8 protein-coding genes and 2 pseudogenes are annotated in these 18,202 nt (G+C 67.4%); 1 reads left to right on the forward strand and 9 read right to left on the reverse strand.

Going from position 1 to position 18,202, the window contains the following annotated elements:
- Both narY and ACJH7A_RS19615 read right to left on the reverse strand, forming a co-directional pair.
- Window positions 1-536, reverse strand: a pseudogene (gene narY / locus ACJH7A_RS19610) (nitrate reductase subunit beta); the annotation flags it as partial.
- A gap of 12 nt (window positions 537-548) precedes the next feature.
- Window positions 549-3,002: pseudogene (locus tag ACJH7A_RS19615) on the reverse strand (molybdopterin-dependent oxidoreductase); the annotation flags it as partial.
- Window positions 3,003-3,168: 166 nt separating this feature from the next.
- Between ACJH7A_RS19615 and ACJH7A_RS19620 the strand changes: the two are divergent.
- The gene (locus tag ACJH7A_RS19620; RefSeq protein ID WP_318983982.1) at window positions 3,169-4,407 is read left to right on the forward strand and encodes a DUF222 domain-containing protein; all 1,239 of its coding nucleotides are present in this window, start codon (window positions 3,169-3,171) and stop codon (window positions 4,405-4,407) included.
- 117 nt (window positions 4,408-4,524) lie between these two features.
- On the opposite strand, the gene ACJH7A_RS19625 is transcribed toward ACJH7A_RS19620, so the two are convergent.
- The 7 genes from ACJH7A_RS19625 to ACJH7A_RS19655 form a co-directional block, all read right to left on the reverse strand.
- The gene (locus ACJH7A_RS19625) at window positions 4,525-5,451 is read right to left on the reverse strand and encodes an alpha/beta fold hydrolase (RefSeq protein ID WP_318983983.1); all 927 of its coding nucleotides are present in this window, start codon (window positions 5,449-5,451) and stop codon (window positions 4,525-4,527) included.
- 157 nt (window positions 5,452-5,608) lie between these two features.
- A complete protein-coding gene (locus ACJH7A_RS19630; RefSeq protein ID WP_212807528.1) occupies window positions 5,609-7,183 on the reverse strand; it encodes an acyl-CoA carboxylase subunit beta in 1,575 nt (524 codons plus the stop codon).
- A 10-nt stretch (window positions 7,184-7,193) separates the two neighbouring features.
- Window positions 7,194-12,668 (reverse strand): polyketide synthase Pks13, encoded by a 5,475-nt coding sequence (gene pks13, locus ACJH7A_RS19635; RefSeq protein WP_305798788.1) that lies wholly within the window; start codon window positions 12,666-12,668, stop codon window positions 7,194-7,196.
- A gap of 45 nt (window positions 12,669-12,713) precedes the next feature.
- Window positions 12,714-14,597: a long-chain-fatty-acid--AMP ligase FadD32 gene (gene fadD32, locus ACJH7A_RS19640; protein ID WP_212807530.1), complete on the reverse strand. Its 1,884-nt coding sequence runs from the start codon at window positions 14,595-14,597 to the stop codon at window positions 12,714-12,716.
- Between the two features lie 219 nt (window positions 14,598-14,816).
- The gene (locus tag ACJH7A_RS19645; protein ID WP_212807532.1) at window positions 14,817-15,830 is read right to left on the reverse strand and encodes a cutinase family protein; all 1,014 of its coding nucleotides are present in this window, start codon (window positions 15,828-15,830) and stop codon (window positions 14,817-14,819) included.
- Between the two features lie 114 nt (window positions 15,831-15,944).
- Window positions 15,945-16,814, reverse strand: a complete 870-nt coding sequence (locus ACJH7A_RS19650; protein ID WP_406774526.1) for an alpha/beta hydrolase-fold protein — start codon at window positions 16,812-16,814, stop codon at window positions 15,945-15,947.
- Window positions 16,815-17,057: 243 nt separating this feature from the next.
- Window positions 17,058-18,059 (reverse strand): esterase family protein, encoded by a 1,002-nt coding sequence (locus tag ACJH7A_RS19655; RefSeq protein ID WP_133426184.1) that lies wholly within the window; start codon window positions 18,057-18,059, stop codon window positions 17,058-17,060.
- Window positions 18,060-18,202 lie beyond the last annotated feature (143 nt).

Genomic DNA, 18,202 nt, shown 5'->3' on the forward strand with positions numbered 1-18,202 from the left:
GGCAGGTAGAACATGAACGTCTGCTCGAATTCGAGCTTGACCTTCTGGCTGACCTCTTCGACCTTGGCCAGCAACGGATCCCGGCCCACCTGCTCGGGTCCGCCGCCGAGATCGTCGTCCCAGTTGGCGCCCCAGGTGACCTTGGTGTCCTGCCCGGTGATCAGCGACTTGGGCCGGGCCACGGGCGTCGTGTCCATCAATGGCGACGACAGCAGGTTGTCGTAGTCGTACGTCCACGGGTCATAGTAGTCGCTGACCGTGGGCAGGTCCGGATTGGCGAAGATGTTCAGCAGCCGCTTGAACCGCGAGCCCGATCTGAGCGTGAGCTTGCCGCGCTTGTTGAGCGTCCACCCGCCCTTCCAGCGCTCCTGGTCCTGGTACTGGCGCGGATAGCCCTGCCCGGGGCGGGTTTCCACATTGTTGAACCAGACGTACTCGACACCGCTGCGGTTGGTCCACGCCTGCTTGCAGGTGACGCTGCAGGTGTGACAGCCGATGCACTTGTCGAGGTTCATCACCATCGCAAGTTGCGCCATGACTCTCATAGGTCAGTACTCCACTTCTTGCGAACGGCGACGGATCGTCGTCACCTCGTCGCGCTGATTACCCGTGGGGCCGTGGTAGTTCAGTGCGAAGGACTGCTGGGCATAGCCGCCGATCAAGTGCGTGGGCTTGATCATGATGCGGGTCAGGGCGTTGTGAATACCGCCGCGCTTGCCGGTCTTCTCGGTACGCGGCACGTCGACCGCCTTGTCCTGGGCGTGGTACATGAAGACCAGGCCCTCGGGCATCCGGTGGCTGACGATCGCGCGCGCGTTCACCACACCGTTGCGGTTGGTGCACTCGATCCAGTCGTTGTCCTTCACCCCGATCTTGGCGGCGTCGACATCCGACATCCAGATCGCCTGTCCACCACGGGAAAGCGTGAGCATGTACAGGTTGTCCTGGTACGCCGAGTGGATGGACCACTTGGAGTGCGGTGTCAGGTAGCGGACGGTGATGCCACCACTGGTGTCACCGACGGCCGGCTCGTCGAACAATGCGGTCATGTCCAACGGCGGGCGGAACGTCGGCAACTGCTCCCCCATCTCGTCCATCCAGTCGTGGTCGAGATAGAAGTGCTGGCGCCCGGTGAGGGTGTGCCACGGCTTGAGCCGCTCGGTGTTGATGGTGAAAGGTGAATAGCGCCGGCCACCGGTTTCGGACCCCGACCACTCCGGCGAGGTGTTGACCGGCATGGGCCGGGACTGGGTGTCCGCGAAGGTGATTCGCTTGCCTTCGTTCTCGGCGGCCAGGTCGACGAGTTCGGTTCCCGTCCGACGCTGCAGGGCCTCAAAGCCCTCCACCGCCAGGCGGCCGTTGGTGGTGCCGGACAGCGCGAGGATGGCTTCGGCCGCGTGCGTGTCCTTGGCCAGCGACGGCCGTCCCGCCGCGACGCCACGATCGGACACTCCGTTGACGCCGGCCAGGTACTCGACTTCGGCATCGGGGTGGGTGGTGACGCCCTTGACCGTCAGACCCAGCGTTTCGACGAGGGGGCCGAGCGCGGCCATCTTGTCGGCCAGCGCCGGGTAGTCGCGTTCCACCGTCACCAGGCGCGGCATGGTCTTTCCCGGAATCGGTTCGCATTCGCCGGCTTTCCAGTCCAGAACCTTTCCGCCGGGCTGGGCGGTGGCGTCGGAGCTGTCGTGGGCCAGCGGCATCGCGACGATGTCCTTGCGCTTACCCAGGTGCTTCTCGGCGAGCCAGGAGAAGCCGCGGGCGATCCGGTGAAAGGCGTCGAAGTCGGTCTTGGTTTCCCACGGCGGCGAGATGGCCGGCGAGAAGGCGTGGACGAAAGGATGCATGTCGGTACTCGAGAGGTCGTGCTTCTCGTACCACGTCGCGGCCGGGAGCACGATGTCCGAGTACAGCGTCGTGCTGGTGTTGCGGAAGTCCAAGGACAGCAGCAGATCCAGCTTCCCTGCCGGTGCCTCGTCGCGCCAGCGTACATCCTGCGGATGTACGCCGTCCTCATCGCTGGCCGCCACGTTGTTGTCGGCGCCCAGCAGGTGCTTGAGGAAGTACTCGTTGCCTTTCGCCGACGAGCCCAGCAGGTTCGACCGCCACACCGTCAGGCAGCGCGGGAAATTCTCCGGAGCATCCGGGTCCTCGCAGGCGAACTGCAGGTGCCCGGACTTCAGGCCGTCCAGTACATGCTGTGCAGCGTCCTTGCCCTGACGCTCGGCTTCGTCGGCCAGATCCAGCGGATTACGGTTGAACGTCGGGTAACTCGGCATCCACCCCAGCCGGCTCGCGAGAGCGATGTTGTCCGCCGCGGTGCGGCCCGCCAGCATGCCGGTGGCGAGCGGTGAGGTCATCGGCTCGGTGGTGAACCTGTCGTAGCGCCACTGGTCGGTGGCCAGGTACCAGAAAACGGTGCCCTGCATCTGGCGCGGTGCCCGCTGCCAGTCCAGCCCGAATGCCAGTGTCCCCCAGCCTGTTACCGGACGACACTTCTCCTGGCCGACGTAGTGTGCCCAGCCGCCGCCGTTGACGCCCTGACAGCCGGTGAGCATCACAAGAGACAGGAACGAGCGGTAGATCTGATCCGAATGGAACCAGTGATTCGTGCCGGCACCCATGAGGATCATCGAGCGGCCTTTGGAACGCTCTGCGTTGTCGGCGAATTCGCGCGCGATACGCTCCGCGGCCTGCGCCGGCACGCCGGTGATGGCCTGCTGCCACGCCGGGGTGTACGGCTCGGTGGCGTCGTCGTAGCCGGTGGGCCAAGTGCCCGGCAGACCGTCACGGGCCACGCCGTACTGGGCAAGCATGAGGTCGAAGACCGTGGTGACACGCTGTCCCGCAACGATTCTGGTCGGGACGCCGCGCTCCAGGACGCCGGGCTGGTCGGTATCGAACCGAGGGAGTGCAACGGTAGCGACATCATTGGCGCCACCGTGCAGCGTGAGGAGGGGGTCGACCCCCTGCAGGTCCAGGTTCCATTTTCCTTCACCGGAGGCCATCATCACCGGCCTACTCGGTGAGGTCCTCGCCGAATACACCGACCCGCACCCGGCCTACGCCCGGCAACCGTCGGCCGCGCTCGCCGGTGTCCTGAGACCTCACCACAAAAATGCGAAAACCCACCGTTGCGAGTCGAACATATGTTCGATATAGTGTGTTATGGGAATCGCACCGGAACTCACCACCAGCCTCGACACCCTCCGCGGCGTGCAGGTCCCCGACGACATGCCCGCGGGCGACATTCTGGAGGCGCTGCCGTACGTGGTGAAGCTGCGCAATGTGATCGATCATCTGGCAGCGATGGTGACCGGGGTGCTGGATCGCCGCGGGGTCGCGGCCGCGCAGGGACGGACGTCGCGGGAGGTGTTGATGGCGTTGGGGTGTGCCCCGTCGGTGGCACAGCGACTGGTGCGTGTCGGCGGCGCGTTGCCAATGTTGCCGACCCTCGCTGCGCACGCTCGCGATGGGGCGATCTCCGGTGAGCATGTGGATGCGATCGTCAAAGGCATCAACCACATCCAAGCCCGCGCACCCGGTGAGGTGGACGAGGAGACCCGGTTCGCGCAGGTGACCGATCTGTTGGGGCAGTTCTTCTCCGGCGCCACCCCCGCAGACATCGACAAACGCGCCCGCCGGCTGGGCAACCGGGTCGCCGCCGCCGAAGGGGGCCTGCCGGCCGCCGAGGATCGGTCGGTCAACACCGTCGAGCACCGCGTCACCTCCGATGGTCGGGTGCAGGTGCGCGCGGACTTGGACGTGGAGGTGGGCGCCAAGCTGGTCGCAGCGATCGAGGAACACTCGGCACCGCGGCCAGAACCCGACGGCACCCCCGACACCCGCACGGCGGGCAGGCGGCGGGCCGACGCGCTGGAAGCGGTGCTGGACATCGCCGCCCGCGGCGGCGACACCGCGTCCGCGCCGCGCACCCAACTGCTGATCACCGTGCCCGCCGACGCCCCCGACCTGGCCACACTGGAATTCATCGGATCGATCAGCACCATGACCCTGGAACGAATCTGCTGCGACACCACCGTCACCACCATGATCGTCGACGGCGAACACGTACCCCTCGATATGGGGCGCGAGAAACGCCTGTTCCCGGCGCACCTACGCAAAGCGCTCTATCACCGCGATGAATGCTGCATCAAATGCGGCGCCCCACCCGGACGCACCCACGCCCACCACATCATCCACTGGACCCACCACGGTGAGACCTCACTAGCCAACGGCTGCCTGCTGTGCCCAGCCTGCCACGCCAACGTCCACCACGACGGCTGGGACGTCGTCATGGGCCTGGACAAACACCCCTGGCTCATCCCACCCGCGGCCGTCGACCCACACCGAAAACCCATCCCCGCATACAACCGCCGCACCATGCACCTCGACACAGCCGCCTAACACGCAAAGCATTGCGCACCTTGACAACTCAATAGAGAACCTGGCCCTCATGTTCGCGCGGCGGGTCGAATTCGCATCCGCCGCGCGAACATCACGGCTCGCCAATTTCGGCAGCGCCTAGGGTGTCCCGATGAAGTCGACGCCGGCGGTGATCGCCGGGCGATGCCGCAGAATCCGGTAGTGGGCCAGCCGGCCCAGGCCCTTCGTGGTCTCGAGCCGCGCGCCAGGCCACACCTCTGCGATCTCGACACTGGACGAGTAGGGGCTGTCCGGATCATCCGGATCGTGGATGAGCAGTAGCGGCCGGTCGCCGGCGTATTTGGCCGACGCGGTGATGTCGGTGCCCAGCAGCGGCATGCCGAGCCGTCGGTCCAGGCGCCGGTGCAGGCGGTCCCGGATCCGCGGCCCGAAGTTGTGGCGTTCGGCGAAAGCGTCCAGGTACCAGGTGAAGTCGCCCATCGGGGCGAGGAACACCAAGCGCCCCGTCTGCGCACCGCGCGCCGCGGCCAGCGCCGCCGCCTTTGCACCCAGCGAATGACCGACTACGGCGTGCGCCGGCCCGTGCTGAGCGATGACGGCCCGCACTGCTTCCGCGCACTCGACGATGGTGGTGCGGCCCGGCGCCAGTGCCCCCGGCTCCGAATCGTGGTGGCTGGGGAGGTCGAACGCGATGACCCGATACCCCGCCGCGACAAGGGGTTTGACGAAAACCGCCATGTGCGCCCGGCACCCGCCCCAGCCGTGTACCAGGTAGACCAACGGGCCCGAACCCCACGACTGCCCGGCAATGCGGTGGCCGTCCCACGCCGCTTCAAACGGCGTGCTGTCCGGCAGACCGGGCGGCATCTTGGTGCTCAGGTCGACGTCCGGAACCGTGCACCACAATTCGGTGGCCCAGCGAGCTCCGATCGCGGGCGCGAACCGCTCCAGCCACCAGAAGGCCCGGCGCGTTCGGGCCGGGACCGGGGGGAGCACACCGGCATCGGTGTCGGTCACCGCTTCGCCGTTTCGAGCCTGACCGGCACGCGATTCCGTCAATGCCATGCGTCAACCACCTTGGTACGAAGAGTGTCATCCTGCGACGACCGTCGCTGACGGTCTGGCACTACCCACGACGGCCCCATCGCAAACATCGGCCACCAGACGCAAATGTCCCCCAAACACTGTGTGTCGGGGGACATTTGAGTCAGCTCGCGCGAGATCAGAGTGGCGTCAGGCCGTGCTTGCGGGCGATGCGGTCGTGCTTCTGCTTGTCGCGCAACAACTTCAGCGACTTGCGCAGCAGCAGCCGGGACTCGTGCGGCTGGATCACGGCATCGATGTAGCCACGTTCTGCCGCGGTCCACGGAATCGCCATGTTGGCGTTGTAGCCCTCGATGAAGTCCGCCTTGATCTTCTGCACCTCGGGCGCATTCGGATCGGGGAAGCGCTTCACCAGCAGCTGCGCCGCACCCTGGGCACCGATCACCGCGATGCGTGCGGTCGGCCAGGCGAAGTTGAGGTCGGCCGACAGCTGCTTCGAGCCCATGACGGCGTAACCACCGCCGTAGGCCTTACGGATCACGAACGTCACCTTCGGCACGTCGGCCTCGACGATGGCGTTGAAGAAGCGGCCACCGCGCTTGATGATGCCGCCGGTCTCCTCGGCGACACCCGGCAGGGCGCCGGGGGTGTCGACGACGAAAACCAAAGGCAGGTTGAAGGAGTCGCAGAACCGGATGAACCCGGCCGCCTTGTCGGAGGCCTCGTTACCGATGGCGCCCGCCATGAACAGCGGCTGGTTGGCGATGACGCCGACCGGCCGGCCGTCGACCCGCGCGAACGCGGTGATCATCTCCGGAGCGCGCTGTTCGGCGATCTCGAAGATGTCGCCGTCGTCGAACATGCGGAGCAGGATGTCCATCATGTCGTAGCCGGCGTTGTCGGCGTCCGGCACGATCTTGTCCAGCTCGAAGTCGCTGGGCGTCAGCTCCGGCTCCAGGCCCGGGTTGACGATCGGCGGGTCGTCCCAGGTGTTGGCAGGCAGGAAGCTCAGGTAGTCGCGGACGTACTGGAAGGCGGCGGCCTCGTCCTCGACGACCTTGTGGATGTTGCCGCGCTGCGCCTGGACATCCGCGCCACCGAGCTCGTCGAAGGTCACGTCCTCGCCGGTGACGTCCTTGATGACGTCCGGGCCGGTGATGAACATGTAGCCCTGATCGCGCACGGCCACCAACAGGTCGGTCTGGATCGGCGAGTACACCGCACCACCGGCGCACTTGCCGAGGATGATCGAGATCTCCGGCACCGTGCCGCGCAGCATCTCGTGGCGGCGGCCGAGCTCGGCGTACCAGGCCAGCGAGGTGACGGCGTCCTGGATGCGGGCACCCGCGGAGTCGTTGATGCCGATGATCGGGCAGCCGACCATGGCCACCCACTCCATCAGCTTGGCGACCTTGCGGCCGAACATCTCGCCGACCGAGCCCTGGAACACCGTCTGGTCATGGCTGAACACCGCGACCGGACGGCCGTCGATGGTGGCGTGGCCGGTCACCACACCGTCGCCGTACAGCGCGTTCGGGTCGCCGGGCGTCTTGGCGAGCGCGCCGATCTCGAAGAAGCTGCCCGGGTCGACGAGCGCGTGGATGCGGGCGCGGGCCGACGGAATGCCCTTCTTGTCGCGCCGCGCCTTGGCCTTCTCGTCACCGGGATCGGCTGCCAGCTCCAGCTTTCGGCGAAGCTCTGCGAGCTTCTCTGCCGTCGTGGCAGGGCTGCGCTGTTCGGTAACTTCAGTCACGGTTCTCCTACTACTTCCCGGCCTGGATCTGGTTGATGGCCTGGCTCATGTGCGCCCCGACCTTGGCAATGTACGGCTCGTCGATGGCCTGGATGTGCTCGCCGCCGATATTCACGACCTCGAGATCGGGCGCGAACTCGCCCCATCCGCCGTCGGGCTGACGGGTCGCGTACGCAGGTTCGAACACGATCGCGTCGTCGTGGTAACGGTCCGCCATGTAGAGCACGACGTGGCCGTCATACGGCTGGATGTCGATGGTGTCCAGCGCGCGGTTGTCGAGATACGACGTGCGCTGGTGCTCGATGATGCCGCCCGGGATCTGCACGCCGCTCTGCGCGACGATGTCCAGCACGAACTTCACCTGGCCCTCGTCGTCGAGCTTCTCCAGCTCCTCGTACGGAATCTCCGGAATCTCGACGTTGAAGGTGCGCTCGGCGAAGCGGGCATAGCGATCCCAGCGGGCTCGCATACCGGCCTGGCTCTTGTCGATCGGCGTGCCGGGTCGCACGCAGTCGATCAACCCGACGTACTGCACATCGGCACCGGCCTGCTTGAGCCCGATGGCGCACGCGTATGCCAGCGCCCCACCCAGCGACCAACCGGCCAGCACGAACGGGCCCTTGTGCATCTCCAGCAGCTTCGGCACGTACTCGGCGGCGCGCTCCTCGATGGAGCCTTCGACGCGTTCGATGCCGTAGACCGGGATGTCCTCGGGCAGGCGCTTCAACAGCGGCTCGTAGACCACCGTCGAGCCACCGGCCGGGTGGAAGACGAACAGGGGTACCTGCGACCCACCTTCTTTCGGTGCCCGCAGGGTGCGGACGAAGCCGTCCACCACGCCGTCTTCCAGCTGATCACGCACGATCGTGGACAGCTCTTCGATCGTCTTGGCCGTCCGCACCTGCTCGACCGTCACGATGCCCTCGGCGCGCTCGGAAAGCCGCTCGGACAGTTTGGTCGCGGTCGCGTCGTCGACGGCCGGCAGCTCGTTGAAGATGCCACCCGGTGACTTGCCGGTGACGATCGCCCACGTCGCGAAGGTGACGCGCTCAGCCGCATCGCGCGGCGGCACGTCGGCGCCGAGCGCCTCGGTGACCGCCTCCTGCGTGAGGACCTTGGCGGCAGCCGCCGCAGCGGTCGCCTGGCTCGGTCCGGCCGGTCCCGACGGGTTCGTCGGCGGCGGCGGGACGGCCGCCGGGCCGGCGGGGTTCGTCGGGGGCGGCGGAACCTCCAGCGCGACAGCGGAGTCCGTGGCGATCTCGGCCGCCGCCGGCTTGTCGTCGTCCTTGTCGGCCAGCGGGTGCCCGGCCTCGGCCAGCTTGGCCTCCAGCTCGGCGACCGTCGTCGCGCCACCCATCAATTCGGCCTGCGCGGCGGCGATCTCCTCGGCCGTCTGCCCCTTCTGTGCCTCGGCAAGCTGGCCGACCTCGTCGCGGTGCTCGATGGCGTAGTGGATCAGCTTCTCCACCGCGTACAGGTTGGCGTCACGCACCGCGGTCAGCTGGATCGGAGGCAGGTCGAAGTCGTACTCGACGCGGTTCTTGATCCGGACCGCCATCAGCGAGTCCAGACCCAGCTCGATCAGCGGCACCTCCCACGGCAGGTCCTCAGGCTCGTAGCCCATGGCGCCGCCGACGATGGCACCCAACCGGTCCGCGACGGTCTCGCCGGAATCCGGCGACCACTTCTTGAAACCGGCGGCCAGGCCGGCGCCCGCGGTCAGGTTGTCCTGCAGGATGGCGGCGTCGTCTTCGGGTTCCGGTGCGGCGGCGGCGGTTTCGGCCACTGATGCGCCGACGGCGGCCGGCAGGGCCGCACCACCCATGGCGACCGGCAGCGCCGCACCATCACCACCGCGGGTGACGACGGCGTCGTACACCAGGGTGAAGGACTCGCCCATGCGGGCGTGCACCTGCACCGTGCCGCCACCGGGGTGCCGGGTCAGCGTGGTGACCAAGCGCGCGCCCTCACCCGGGATGGCACGCTGCTCGTAAGCGGTCAGCGCCGCATCCGGAAGCACCTGCGCCGCAGCGGCTTTCACCAGCTTGGCCAGCGCCGCGGCGTCGACCTCGCCGCGCGGGGCGTACTCCCACACGTGCCGGCCGTCCGGGGTCGCGACGTGGCTGCCCGGCTCGATGGCCGAGCTGTCGGCGGTGAAGTGCGCGTCCAGCCAGTGCGGCTTGCGCTTGAAGCGCGTCGGCGGGATGGGCGCGTAGTCGACGGCCGGGTTCTCGGCCGGCGAGAACAGCGTCCGGAAGTCCAGGTCGTGGCCGTGCACGAACAGCTGGGCCATGGCGTTGGTCATCGAGTCGACCTCGTCCTGCTTACGGGCGAGGGTCGGGATCAGCTGACCGTCATGCAGGCCGGCCGACATCGTGGTGAGCCCAACCTGCATGAGTGCCACCGGGTTCGGCGCAAGCTCGAGGAAGGTGGTGTGCCCGTTGTCGACGGCGTTGCGGATGCCGTGGGTGAAGTAGACGCTGTGGCGCAGCCCCTTCTTCCAGTACTCGACATCGTGGATCGGCTCCGCACCGGCCCGGATCAGCTGACCCTCGTGCACCGTCGAGTAGTAGGCCGTCTGCAGCGGGCGCGGCTCGATGCCCTGGATTTCCGCGGACAGCTCACCGAGCAGCGGGTCCATCTGCTGTGTGTGGCTGGCGCCCTTGGTCTGCATCTTGCGGGCGAACTTGCCCTCGGATTCGGCGCGGGCGATGATCGCGTCGACCTGCTCCGGCGGACCTCCGATGACGGTCTGGGTCGGGGCGGCGTAGACGCACACCTCGAGGCCCGGGAAGTCGGCGAAGACCGTCTTGATCTCCTCGGCCGAGTACTCGACCAGCGCCATCAGGCGGATGTACTCGCCGAACAGCATGGCCTCGCCCTCACCCATGAGGTGGGCACGCGAGCAGATCGTGCGGGTGGCGTCGGCCAGCGACAGGCCACCGGAGAAGTAGGCCGCGGCCGCTTCACCGAGCGACTGGCCAACTACCGCACCGGGTTTCGCGCCGTGCGCCTTCAGCAGCTCGCCGAGCGCGATCTGCAGCGCGAAGATCACGGTCTGGACGACCTCGATCGGGTATTCGCAGGTCTCGTTGGTGTAGTCGATGGCGTCGTCGAGGATCAGCTCGACGACCGAGTAGCCACGCTCGTCCTGGATGAGCGCGTCGACCTTGTTGATCCACTCCGCGAAGATGGGATCGTTCAGGTACAGGCTCTTGCCCATCTTGCGGTGCTGCGCACCGAAACCGGCGAGCACCCACACCGGGCCGTTGGTGACCGGGCCATCGGCGGCCAGCACCAGCGGGCTCTGCTTGCCCTCGGCCAGCGCCCGCAGACCCTTGACGGCTTCGTCGTGGTCGTGCGCGAGAATCACTGCGCGCGAACGGCCGTGGTTGCGGCGCGACAGCGAGCGACCGATGGACTCCAGCGAGTAGGACCGGCCCACCTCGCTGTCGATCCAGTCCGCCAGCTCAGCGGCAGCCGACTTCTTGCGCGAGGTGAGGAAGCCCGAAACCGCAAGCGGGACAATGCGCTTGACCGGCTCGGCAGCCTCCAGCTCGGCGCGGCCGGCCTCGATCAGCTCCAGCGCCCGCTCGGTCAGGCCGGGGAGCTCGGGCTCGTCGTCGGTCCCGTAGCCGTAGAACTCGGCGTCACCACGAGAATCAAAGGAGTCGTCGCCGCTCTCTGAATCTCTTCGCGCAAGCGGCTCATCGGCGAACTCGCCGTACTCGTCCATCTTGACGCCACCCACGTAGACGGCGCCCGCATCCGAGGCCGGCTTCTCCTCGGCCACAACCTCTTTCGGCTCCGGCTCGACGAGGTCACTGGGCAGCACCTGACGCATGACGATGTGCGCGTTGGCGCCACCGAAACCGAAACCGGAGACACCGGCGATGGCGTGACCGCTGTAACGCGGCCAGTCCGACAGCTCGGCGTTGACCTTGAGGTGTTCCTTGTCGAAGTCGATGTACGGGTTGGGGCCCGCGTAGTTGATCGACGGCGGCAGCTTGTCGTGGTACAGCGCCAGCGTCATCTTCGCGACGCTGGCCGCACCGGCGGCCGACTCCAGGTGTCCCACATTGGATTTCACGGCGCCCAGCAGCGCCGGCTTGTCGGCGGCGCGGCCACGGCCCACGACGCGGCCGAGCGCGTCGGCCTCGATCGGGTCACCCAGGATGGTGCCGGTACCGTGCGCCTCGATGTAATCGACGGTCTTCGGGTCGACGCCGGCGTCCTTGTAGGCCTTGCGCAGCACCGCTTCCTGCGCGTCGGGGTTCGGGGCCAGCATGCCGTTGGAGCGGCCGTCGTGGTTGATGGCCGAACCGGTGATCACCGCGAGGATCTCGTCACCGTCGCGACGGGCGTCGGCGACGCGCTTGAGCACGACCATGCCGCCACCCTCGGAACGGGCGTAGCCGTCGGCATCGGAGCTGAACGACTTGATGCGGCCGTCCGGCGCCAGGACGCCGCCGACCTCGTCGAAGCCGACCGTCACCATCGGGGTCACCAGGGCGTTGACACCACCGGCGACGACGACGCTGGCCTCACCCGAGCGCAGCGCCTTGACGCCCTCGTGGATCGCGACCAGCGACGACGAACACGCGGTGTCGATGGCCATCGACGGCCCGCGGAAGTCGAAGAAGTACGACACCCGGTTGGCGATGATGGAGCTCGCGGTGCCGGTGATGGCGTACGGGTGCGTGATCGACGGGTCGGACACCGACAGGAAGCTGTAGTCGTTGGTCGAGCTACCGACGAACACGCCTACCGACTCGCCGCGCAGCGACGACGCCGGGATACGGGCGAACTCCAGTGCCTCCCAGGTCAATTCGAGCGCCATCCGCTGCTGCGGATCGATGTTGTCGGCTTCCATCTTGGCCAGCGCGAAGAACTCGGCGTCGAAGCCCTTGATGTCCGACAGGTAGCCGCCGCGGGTGCGGGCCTTGGCCACGCGCTCGGCGATCCGGGGCTCGGACAGGAACTCTTCCCAGCGGCCCTCGGGCAGGTCGGTGATGGCGTCGCGGCCTTCGACCAGCGCCCGCCACATCTCGTCGGGCGTGTTCATGTCACCCGGGAAGCGGGTGGCCAGGCCGACAATCGCGATGTTCATCGCGTCGTCGTCGGCGTCGCGGGACCAGTCCTCGGCGTTCGCGGCGTCCGTGTCTTCCTCGGGCTCGCCCTCGACGATGACCTGCGCCAGCGACTCGATGGTCGGGTGCCGGAACGCCACCGTGGCGGTCAGCGTGACACCGGTGAGGTCCTCGATATCGGACGCCATGGCGACCGCGTCGCGCGACGCCAGGCCGAGCTCGACCATCGGCACCGACTCGTTGATGGAGTCCGCCGGCTGACCGGTGGCATTGGCCACCCAGTTGCGCAGCCACTCCCGCATCTCCGGCACGGACATGCCGTTAGCCCGAGCGGGAACCTGCCCCTCCTGCGGCGAAGTGTCGATTTCGTTCGAATTGTCTTCGGTGTCAGTCATTTTCACTGTTCACTTTCGCCGCCGGACAGGGTTGCCGGGTGTGGGTCAGTTCAGATCGTCGGGGAAGGCGTTGGCCACCTTGCCGCTGCGCAGCGTGCCGTCCAGGTACGCCGCACGGGTGGCCCGGCGGCCGATCTTGCCGCTGGAGGTGCGCGGGATGGCGCCGGCCGCGGTCAGCAGCACGTCGCGCACGGTGACGCCGTGACGGACCGCGATGGCGGCCCGGATGTCGTCGACGATCGGCTGCGGTTCGAGCTTGTGCGCGCCCGGGGCCCGCTCGGCGACGATGACCAGCTGCTCGGAGCTGTCGTCGGGATCGCGCTTGAGGCCCGAGTGGGCGTCGGCGAAGACCTCGTCGGGCAGCTGGTTGGCCGGCACCGAGAACGCCGCGACGTAACCGACGCGCAACGCCTTGCTGGCCTCCTGCGCCGAGTACTCGAGGTCCTGCGGGTAGTGGTTACGGCCGTCGATGATCACCAGGTCCTTGACGCGGCCGGTGATGTACAGCTCGCCGTCGTGGTAGGCGCCGTAGTCGCCGGTGCGCACCCAGGTGGCGTCGTCGGCCGCGCCCTCGGCGTGCGACGGGCTGGTGCGCGACTTGAGGGTGTTCTGGAACGTCTCGACGGTCTCCTCGGGCTTGCCCCAGTAGCCGGTGCCCATGTTGGCGCCGCTGATCCAGATCTCGCCGATCTGGCCGTCGGGCAGCTCGGTGGCGGTCTCGGCGTCCACGATGACGGCCCATTCGTCGACACCGACCTTGCCGGCGCCGGCCTGGGCGACAGCCTTCGGCGAGTCGTCCGGAACCACCACGAAGGTGCCGGTGTTGAGGGCGTCGCGATCCACCGACACGATGGTCGGCTCGTCGGCCGACGGCGTGGTCGACACGAACAGCGTCGCCTCGGCCAGGCCGTAGGACGGCTTGATGGCCTTGGCGGGGAAGCCGAACGGACCGAAGGCCTCGTTGAACCGCCGCACCGTCGCCGCCGAAATCGGCTCGCTGCCGTTCAGCACGGCCTTGACGTTGGAGAGGTCGATCTTCTCCTTGGGCACGCCACGGGCGGCGGCGTGGTCGAACGCGAAGTTCGGGGCCACGGAGATGGTGCCGCCGGTGTCGCCTTCCTTGCGGGCGAGCTCACGGATCCAGCGCTCCGGCCGACGCACGAAGGCCGCCGGGGTCATGAACGTGAAGCTGTGGCCGATCATCGGCGCGAGCAGCGCGGTGATCAGGCCCATGTCGTGGAAGAACGGCAGCCAGGACAGGCCGCGGTCGCCCTCTTCGCCCTCGAGGGCCTCGACGACCTGCACCACGTTGGTGGCCAGGTTCAGGTGGGTGATCTGCACGCCCGTCGGGATGCGGGTCGAACCCGACGTGTACTGCAGGTAGGCGATGGTGTGCTCGTCGACGTCGTCGAATGGGATCCAGGTGACGGCGACCTCGTCCGGCACGGCGTCGACGGCGATGACACGCGGACGTTCATTGGCCGGGCGGCTGCGGAAGAACTTGCGGACGCCTTCGGCGGCGGCGGTCGTGGTCAGGATGGCCGACGGCTTGCAGTCGTCGAGCACGGCGTGCAGGCGGCCGACGTGGCCGGGCTCCGACGGATCGAACAGCGGCACGGCGATGCGGCCGGAGTACAGGACGCCGTAGAACGCCACGAGGTATTCGAGGTTCTGCGGGCACAGGATTGCGACGCGGTCGCCCACCTGGGTCACCTGTTGCAGCCGCGCGGCCACGGCTTTGTTGCGCGCGCTGAACTGCGACCAGGTCAGGTCTTTGGCCTCGCCGTCACGCTCCGTGGAGAAGTCCAGGAACCGGAACGCGAGCCGGTCCCCACGGACCTTCGCCCAGCGCTCGACGTGCTTCACGATGCCGGCGCCGTCCGGGAAGGTGATCTTCCCGTTCTTGACGAACGGGTTGTGGAACGCCATCAAAATCTCCTGTTCACAGCCTGCCGCGCTGGTTACGTCGTATGCGGCCAGTCACGCCAAATCCCGGCAAATGGTACCGGGCAGTAGCGATATGCCACCCCAAGATGCCCAGTCAATGATAAGACCGTGCTCTTAGCTATCTCTTAATGTTAGGTGACGCGAATTCGCAGGCCAAATCGCCCCACCGGTTTTGTACTCGCCAGTAGCCAACAAGTGATGTCAGCCGTGTTTGGGGTGCGGCGCGTTGTCGACGAGGTCCTTGGCCCAGTTCAGCGTCCACTGTGTGGAGGTCTGGCCGTCGAGCGTCCAGAACTGCGGCGTGTTGTACAGCGCGTGCACCGGTCCCGCGGCGCTGCCCGACAGCGTGGCGAGCGTGCTGGGCAGGTTGACGACGTTGAACGCCTCGGTCGGCGCGGCGCAGATCAGGTCGCCCTTTCCGCAGATCTCGTTGACCCGGTCGTTGAGCGCACCGAAGCCGCCGACGCGCGGTCCCGTCATGTTCAGCCCGAGCATGCCGAGCGGCAGTTCGTGCAGCGTGATCTCGGCGCCCTGTCCCGGCGGGTTCGGACCGATGTCCTTGCCGACATTGGGCTGGCGCCGGCCGTCGGCGATCAACGTCACGCCGAGCACGAGGTCCTGGTCGATGGGACCGCGGCCGTTGCCGATGTCACTGGCGATGTCGCCGGCGATCACCGCGCCCTGTGAGAAGCCGATGATGACGAAGCTCGTCAGCGGGCAGCGGTTGTTGATGTCCGTGATGGCTTCGACGGCCTTCTTCTTGCCCTCTTCGCGGCTGTCGTTGTACGACATCTGATTGTCCGCGGCCAGCGGGTTATGGAACTGCGCGGTGTAGGGCACCGTGTACTGCGCCAACCGGTCGGCACCGAACTGCTGGCCGAGCGGGTTGCTGACGTTCAGCAGCAGCGCGATCGGGAACGACGGCGTCGGGTTCAGCGGGTCGAGCGCCCGTGAGGACTCCCAGGTGCCCGGGATCGAGATCAGCTGCACATCGGGGCAGTCGGCCGACTGGTACGCCGGCCGCGGCTTGGACGGCTTCGCGCTGGGACCGGACGTCGGCGGCTGCGCCGAGGGCGGCGTCGGCCCCGGGATCTCACCGGGCTGACGCAGCCACACCACGATCGCGAACGCGACCACGATGACCAGCAGTGCCACCGCACCCGCCGCGGCAATGGCGAGGATGCGATGGCGGCGGCGGCGATTGTTGGTGGCCATGTGGTGTGAGGTCTCCTGCGGGCTGAATCAAGCGGTTGCCATCCGAATCTAGTCAGCAGGCGTCACGGACTGGTCACGCCGGCGCGTTCCGTCGGCAAGATCACTCCGGTTGGGCTAGCGGATGACGCTCACCAGTTCGCCCGACATGGCACCGAGCTGACCACTCCAGCTGCCCCAGTCGTGCTGCGGGCCGTCGGGGAAGTCGAAGTGCCCGTTGTGGCCGCCCACGCTGCGGTAATGCGCGTAGAAGGCGCGGTTGCTGCCCTGCGCCTGGTCGCAGTAACCGATCATCGCGGCCGGGTCACTGCAGGTGACCGTCGACGGGCTGAACACCCAGATCCGGGTGTTGTTCTGGTTCAGCAGGCTCACGTGCACATCCGGGTCGTGCCACTTCCAGCGGCCCAGCTGCGGGGCGCCCCACATGCCGTAGGTGTCCACGCCGCCGAACTCACGCATGCCGGCGGTGATGGCGCCGTTGAACGTCGTCGCCGACGGGGTCAGGAAGCCCGACAGCGAGCCCGCGAAGCGGAACCGGTCCGGGTGGAACTCGGCCAGCGTCAGGGCCGCGGTGCCGCCCTGGGCCGCGCCGACGACGCCGTGGCCGTTGGGGGCCAGGCCCTTGGTGGCGGCCAGATAGTCCGGCAGCTCCTGGCTCAGGAACGTCTCCCACTGCTTGCTGCCGTCCTGCTCCCAGTTGGTGTAGAAGCTGAACGCGCCGCCGGCCGGGGCGACCACCGAGATGCCCTTACCGGCGAGGGTGCCCATGGCGTTGCCCGCGGTGACCCAGTTGCTCACATCCGGGCCGGCGTTGAAGGCATCGAGCAGATAGACCGCGTGCGGGCCACCGGCCTGGAACGTCACCGGGATGTCGCGGCCCATCGCGGCCGAGGGCACCATCAACGTCTCGACACCCGCGGCGCGGGCCGTTCCGGTGCCCGTCAGGAGGCCGCCGGCGAGCACTACCGCCGCCGCCGTCGCGGCCATCGTCCGGAACATTGCCTGCAGCCCCATAACCAACCTCACCTGTCGTGATCGTCGAGCGTCCTGAACCCGCGTTGTAGTGAACCACATCACCTCGACGGCTGTCCCGGACAAAGGGAGGGAACGTTGCCAGCGGATGGGGTGATGTTCGGCTACGCCGCCGTAAACGACTGGCGGCGACGACCCGTCAAGGTCGCCGCCGCCAGTGCGAGTTGTTGCCAGAGGATTTACCTCAGGATGAGCGTGTTACGCCTGTCCCGAAGCACCCAGCACACGCTGCAGGTCAGGCTTCATGGCCTGCAGCTGCTGGCCCCAGTAGCCCCAGTCGTGGGTGCCGCTGTTGGGGAAGTTGAACACACCGTTGGTGCCACCGGCAGCCAGGTAGGTCTGCTGGAAGGTGCGGTTGGTGCGGATGGTCAGGCCCTCCAGGAACTTGGCCGGCACGTTGTCGCCGCCCAGGTCGCTCGGGTTGCCGTCGCCGCAGTAGACCCACAGACGGGTGTTGTTCGCCACCAGGGTGCCGATGTTCACGAACGGGTCGTTGCGCTTCCAGGCGTTGTTCGGGTCGCCAGTGGAGCCCCACATGTCGTCGGCCTTGTAGCCGCCGGCGTCACCCATCGAGATGTTGACCAGGAACGGCCACCAGCCCTCGGACAGGTTCAGGAAGCCCGACATCGAGCCCGCGTAGATGAACTGCTGCGGGTGGTAGATGGCGAGGGTCATCGCGGCCGAGCCGGCCATCGACAGACCGACAGCAGCGCCACCGGTCGGCTTGACCGACTTGTTGGCCTGCAGGTAAGCGGGCAGCTCCTGGGTCAGGAAGGTCTCCCACTTGTAGGTCTGGCAGCCCGACTTGCCGCACGCCGGCTTGTACCAGTCGCTGTAGAAGCTGGACTGGCCACCGACGGGCATGACCATCGAGATGCCCGAGCCGTTGTACCACTCGAAGGCGGCGGTGTTGATGTCCCAGCCGTTGTAGTCGTCCTGCGCACGCAGACCGTCCAGCATGTACACGGCCGGCGAGCCCGCGCCACCACTCTGGAACTGGATCTTGATGTCGCGACCCATGGCCGCGGACGGAACCTGCAGGTACTCAACCGGCAGACCGGGACGCGAGAAAGCCCCTGCAGTCGCCGTTTCACCGACGACCCCGACAAGACCGGGCAGCGCTGCCGCGGCAACGGCCGCAACCGCCATCCGGCGCGGCATGGCCTTGGCCATCGACCGCATCTTCCCAACGAAACTCATACCGCTCCCTAATCTTTCCTATGACGGCGTACGGACAACCCTCATCACCGCCTCTGCCGTTGAGGTGACGATCAGGCCGGGCGCACACGCCCGAGTGGTTATCGCCGCATGGTTCCCCGGCGTTACCTACGCTTCAGACCGTG

The sequence above is a fragment of the Mycobacterium sp. SMC-17 genome (assembly GCF_045310915.1).
Lineage (GTDB): Bacteria > Actinomycetota > Actinomycetes > Mycobacteriales > Mycobacteriaceae > Mycobacterium.